Source organism: Janthinobacterium sp. FT14W (genome assembly GCF_009208755.1).
In the GTDB taxonomy this organism is placed as follows: domain Bacteria; phylum Pseudomonadota; class Gammaproteobacteria; order Burkholderiales; family Burkholderiaceae_D; genus Janthinobacterium; species Janthinobacterium violaceinigrum.
Map to the genome: position 1 here is coordinate 1 of NZ_WFLL01000130.1, position 535 is coordinate 535.

The 535-nt window shown below is 64.3% G+C and carries 1 protein-coding gene; it reads left to right on the top strand.

Going from position 1 to position 535, the window contains the following annotated elements:
• A partial coding sequence (locus GCN74_RS28295; RefSeq protein ID WP_152259709.1) for an AMP-binding protein occupies positions 1-535 on the top strand: 535 nt, incomplete at both ends.

A 535-nucleotide genomic window follows, 5' to 3' on the forward strand; every position in this document is an offset into this window, starting at 1 on the left:
ACGTGCCGCTCGATCCGGACTACCCGCAGGAGCGGCTCGCATACATGCTGCAAGATACGCAGGCGAAAGTGATCCTGACACAGGCCACTTTCAAGGAGCAGTTGCGCGAGCTCACCGGTCCCGATACGATCCTGATCGCCGTGGACGGGGACTGGGAGGCGATTGCGGCACACGCGCAGGCGGCGCGGCGCGACGGCATCGACGTGCGGTCCCTGGCCCGGCCCGACAGCCTGGCCTACGTGATCTACACCTCAGGCTCGACCGGCCGCCCGAAAGGCGTGATGGTCGAGCACCGCGCGATCATGAACCGCATTTCATGGGCCCAGAAGCAATACCAGCTCGACGAACACGACATCTATCTGCAAAAGACGCCGTACAGCTTCGATGTATCGGTCCCGGAGTTCTTCTGGCCGCTCATGAGCGGCGCCTGCGTGCTGCTGGCGCGCCCGGGCGGCCACATGGATGTGGAATATCTCCAGCACCTGATCAACAGCGCCGGCGTCACCACGCTGCACTACGTGCCGTCGATGCTGCG